The 4,867-nt window shown below is 31.6% G+C and carries 4 protein-coding genes; 3 read left to right on the top strand and 1 reads right to left on the bottom strand.

All coding sequences use genetic code 11. The annotated features are described in order from the left end of the window. Positions 1 to 446, top strand: a 446-nt coding sequence (locus AB1Z17_RS01685; protein WP_368050058.1) for a T9SS type A sorting domain-containing protein, incomplete at its 5' end; no start/stop codon positions are given. Positions 447 to 517: 71 nt separating this feature from the next. Here the strand turns inward: AB1Z17_RS01685 and AB1Z17_RS01680 are convergent. After that, positions 518 to 1,183 (bottom strand): thiamine phosphate synthase, encoded by a 666-nt coding sequence (locus tag AB1Z17_RS01680; protein WP_368050057.1) that lies wholly within the window; start codon positions 1,181 to 1,183, stop codon positions 518 to 520. A gap of 347 nt (positions 1,184 to 1,530) precedes the next feature. Here AB1Z17_RS01680 and AB1Z17_RS01675 point away from each other — a divergent pair, with 347 nt between their 5' ends. Both AB1Z17_RS01675 and AB1Z17_RS01670 read left to right on the top strand, forming a co-directional pair. Continuing rightward, the gene (locus tag AB1Z17_RS01675; RefSeq protein ID WP_368050056.1) at positions 1,531 to 3,555 is read left to right on the top strand and encodes a molybdopterin-dependent oxidoreductase; all 2,025 of its coding nucleotides are present in this window, start codon (positions 1,531 to 1,533) and stop codon (positions 3,553 to 3,555) included. A gap of 2 nt (positions 3,556 to 3,557) precedes the next feature. Next, positions 3,558 to 4,867, top strand: a 1,310-nt coding sequence (locus AB1Z17_RS01670; protein ID WP_368050055.1) for a 4Fe-4S dicluster domain-containing protein, incomplete at its 3' end; no start/stop codon positions are given.

The raw sequence follows: 4,867 nt of genomic DNA, 5'->3' as shown, positions 1-4,867 counted from the left end.
TAGTTTCAGCAAAAGCCATAGTTAGTTCAGCCAAAGTGGAAGTTACAATGGAACAAGGAACTGCTCCTTTTAATGTACTGGTAAATAATGAAGAAGTGTATCAAACAAGTGCTCCAGTTTTTTCTATTGATGTGAAACATGGAGATGTTGTTCAAGTTAAAACAGCCGTAGATTGTGAGGGTATATTTTCAAAATCTATTGATTTGTTTGAAGATATTATTGCATATCCAAATCCGACGAATGGTTATTTTGAAATTACCTTGCCAATTTCAGAAAAAGAAATAGCTATTGAATTGTTTACAATGCAATCTCAATTAATTTCAGAAAGAATATATCCAGTAATTGCTGGAAAAGTACAATTGAATATTGAAACATATGCAGCTGGAATATATTATGCCATAGTGAATATAGAAAAACCAATTATTTTAAAAATTATAAAACAATAATTCTAAAACTAATTTCCTTTTACAATGGAGGAGGAGCTTCCCCAAAATTATGGGGGAGTTTAAGTTGAATTTTATTCAAACGTATAGCGTTGCTCTTCTGTTGACGATGCTTTTAGTAATTGGTTAAAGATTCTAATAGTATTAAAATTGTTAGTAATTTCTTCAGAAACAGCAATTCCAGAAATACCCGTTTCTAAAATGGCTGTAACATCTTCTGTTGTGATGCCTCCAAAACCAATAATTGGTGTTTCAGTTTTTAAAATATCTGTAATAGCAGTATAACCTTTTAAACCTAAAGCCCGACTTAAATTAGGGTTGTTTACTTTTAATTTAAAAGCACCTAAACTAATATAATCAACATCTTTTATAATTAATGATTCGCAATCTTGTAAGTTATTTGCTGTGCCGCCAATAAGTTGCCATGTGTATAAATGGGCTCGTGCAATAGTTGGGCAAACCGCTGTTTTTTCTAAATGTACACCATCCGCTTTAATAGTTTTTGCTATTTTATAAGAATCGTTCAAAATTAACCTGGTTTGAAAATGAGCTGTTATTTCTCTAACTTCTTCAGCTAACTTTAATAATTTCTTGTCTGACCTGCCTGATGCACAGACAGGAACATTTTTTAATCGTAATTGCACTAATTCTGCTCCAGATGTACAGGCTTTTTGGATGTTTTCCAAATGGTCCTTTGGAGAATTTCCCTGAGATATATAATGTAATTTAGGTATAATCATTTTTTAATTTCTTGTTATTGGTATTTGAAAATTTCTGTATATATAAGCAGAATAGTTAGATTAAACGAGCTGCAAAAATACGAATGATTAATTAGCCAAGTACTAAATATCGTATAGAAATAAAAAACCCCTAGTTTATTTAGCACAATGTAGAATTATAACTATCAAATTGCATAAACTTATACCTGAATAGAAATGTTTATTTTTTTTATAAATGGTTTAACAATAAAAAACTTTTGAGTCTTTAGGCTTATATTCTATTGATTATTGATAGAAATAAAGTTTATGTTTCCTAAAAAAATATCTTATTTTTAGAGTGTCAAAATTAAAGTTATCAATTATCTCTAATGAAAATAATTTCAACAGCTTGCCCTCGGAATTGTTACAGTACTTGTAGCTTTAAAGTGGGCACTGAAAATAATATTGTTAAGTGTATTTTACCACATTCCAAAAACCTTGCAACGCCAGAAGGACCTTGTATAAAAGGATTAGCTTATGTTGAACGTGCAAATTCAAAAGACAGAATTTTATATCCTCTAAAAAAAATTGCTGAAGGTAAATATGAACGCATTAATTGGGAAGAAGCAATTGAAACAATTGCCCATAAATTAAGTTTTTACAAAAATAGTTTTGGACCACATGCGGTGCTGTTTTTTGCTTCAAGCGGAATGTCTGGTTTGTTAAATGGTGTAAGTACATCATTTTGGAAAATGTTTGGTGGTGCCACTACAACGTATGGTAATTTATGTTGGCCAGCGGGATTAGAAGCTACTCGTTTAACTTTAGGCGCAAACAAACACAACGCACCTTGGGATCTTGAAAATGCAAAACTTATTGTTATTTGGGGTAAAAATCCTGCGGAATCCAATATTCAGCAAATGATTCCCATTGAAAAAGCACAACAAAATGGCGCTAAATATGTTGTTATTGATCCAAGACGAACTTCTTCAAGTGACCGAGCGAATGTTTTATTTCAAATAAAATCTGGAACAGATGCTGCTTTAGCTTTAGGTCTTGCAAGAGAAATTATTAAAAATAACTGGATTGATACTGAATTTATAAATAAAAATGTTGTTGGATTTGAGGATTTTAAAAAACACGTAGCATCTTATACTCCTGAAAAAGTAGCTGGTATTTGCCGTATTTCAACTTCTTCAATATTGGAATTAGCAAAACTAATTGGAACAACAAAACCAATGACACTTATTCCAGGTTATGGAATGCAACGTTATGAAAATGGTGGTCAAACTACACGTTGTTTATTGGCTTTATCTGTAATTACAGGAAATATTGGTAAAAAAGGAGCTTGTTGGCATTATGCGAACCTTCAAAGTTATGTTTTTGATGATTTAAAGGAACCAGAAAATTATTATCCGGGTTGCGAACATCCAAGCTTCCGAAGAAAAATTTCTGTTGCAAAGTTGGGGGAGGATATGTTAAAAATGGTAAACCCTGAAATTAAAATGATTTGGGTGGAAAGAGGAAATCCACTAACACAGAATCCAAACACAAACAACATTAGAAAAGCTTTTAGAAAAGCTGAATTTAGAGTAGTAGTTGATCAATTTATGACGGATACTGCCTTTGAAGCTGATATTATTTTACCTGCAAAAAATATGTTTGAACAGTCTGATATTATTGGTTCTTACTGGAATCCGTATGTGCAGTTAAAACAAAAAGCTTTAGAACCTGCTGGAGAAGTGAAGCCAGAAACTGAGATCTATTATTTATTGGCTCAAAAATTGGGAATGGATAAAGATGAAATTAAAAAGAATATTCCAGAACCGACTGATGAAGGCGTTGAAAAATACTTAAATAAATTTTTAGAACAATTTCCAGAACTAACTTTAGAAAAATTAAAAAAAGGACCGTTACTACCAAATTCCTTTGAAGAAATTCCGTTTTCAGATACTATATTTCCAACTCCATCAGGAAAAATAGAGTTATACAGTGAAGAAGCAAAAAGTAGGTGGGGAGTGAATCCTTTACCAGATTATGTTCCTTTAAATCAGGAAAAAATATTTCCATTACAACTACTTTCTCCTAATTCAAAAAATAGAATTCATTCTCAATTTGGAAATTTAAACATCATCAAACAATTTGAACCTGAAGCCTATTTATTCTTGCATCCTAATGATGCAGAAGAAAGAGGAATTAAAAATTTAGAAATGGTTAAACTATTCAATAATGAAGGAAGTGCTGAAGTTAAAGTGCAATTTGATCTTGGATTAAGAGTAGGAAATGTGGTTCTTACCAATGGCCATTGGGCTGTTGATGGTGCAACACCAAATTTGTTTACAAAAGGAATTGAAACCGATATGGGACACGGAACGGCTTTTCATAACACTTGGGTTCAAATAAAAAAGATCTAAATATGGAAAAGAATGCATTCATATTTAACACCAATAAATGCGTAGGTTGCATGGCTTGTGTAGTTGGTTGTACTATTGAAAACGGAACTGAAACACCTCTTAATTGGCGTGTAGTAAATGGACATAACAATATAAAGCATCCTGATCTTCCTGTATTTCATTTTTCAATGGCTTGTAACCATTGCGATGACGCTCCTTGCATGAAACATTGCCCAGCTCTGGCATATACAAGAGACGAGAAAACAGGAGCAATAATTCATCATGCAAAAGCCTGTATTGGTTGTACTTATTGTACTTGGGCTTGTCCTTATGACGCTCCAAAATATAATGAAACAACAAAAATTATTGAAAAATGTAATTTTTGTGTAGATAGAATTTCAGAAGGAATTAAACCAGCTTGTACAGAGGCTTGTCCTACAGGAGCTTTAGATTTTGGTTTTCAAGAAGTGGTTGATTTAAATAATCATAGTACACCAGGATTTGTAAATGTTGGTATTAAACCTTCAATTCAATTAGTTCCTTTACGTAATGAGCATACAAAACCAGAAATTGTAAATAGTGATGCCGTTGAAATTAATGCTGAACATTTGGAAAGTTACGTACCAAAACCTTTATCAAAAATCCATTTAAAAAAAGAGTGGACTTTGGTGCTTTTTACACTCTCAATTGCAGGTTTAGTAGCTTGGCAGGCTTCAGGAGTTACAAATAGTGTATTCGTTTCGCCTATCACTTTTATTATTATTTCAATTTTCTCAATTGTACTTGCGTCATTTCATGTTGGAAAAAAATTAAGAATGTGGCGCTTTGTTTTAAATATTAAAGGCTCTTGGCTAAGTAGAGAAATAGTTGGCTTTGGTACTTTTTTTTGTTTAGGAATTCTTACGTTATTCATTAAAGATAATATCTTTGAAAATAAAGAGTTATTGCCTTTTATCAATAGTAAAACTTTAGGATATATTACAATAGTATTTGGAGTTTTTACCTTAATCTCAATTGATATGGTGTATAGTTTATTGGTTCGTAAAGATAAATTTAAACTGCATAGCGCTATGGTTTGGCTTACAGGGTTGTTGCTATTTGCCTGGTTTACAAATAACATACTATTAATTGCTTTTATTACATTATTTAAATGTGTTATGTATTTAATGAGAAAACAAGCGCTTTTTAGACAAAAAACAACCTTTTTCCAATTAATTACAGTAATTAGAATACTTTTTTTAGCACTACCTTTGATCGTATTAATTGCTTTTCCAGAAGTTTTAAACTGGAGTTTAGTAGTTCTTGTTTTTTTAGGTGAAATTATAGATAGAAG

Origin of the sequence: Lutibacter sp., from assembly GCF_040883305.1 — a bacterium.
Classification (GTDB): Bacteria; Bacteroidota; Bacteroidia; order Flavobacteriales; family Flavobacteriaceae; genus Lutibacter.
This window is presented reverse-complemented; position numbering and strand designations above follow the sequence as displayed.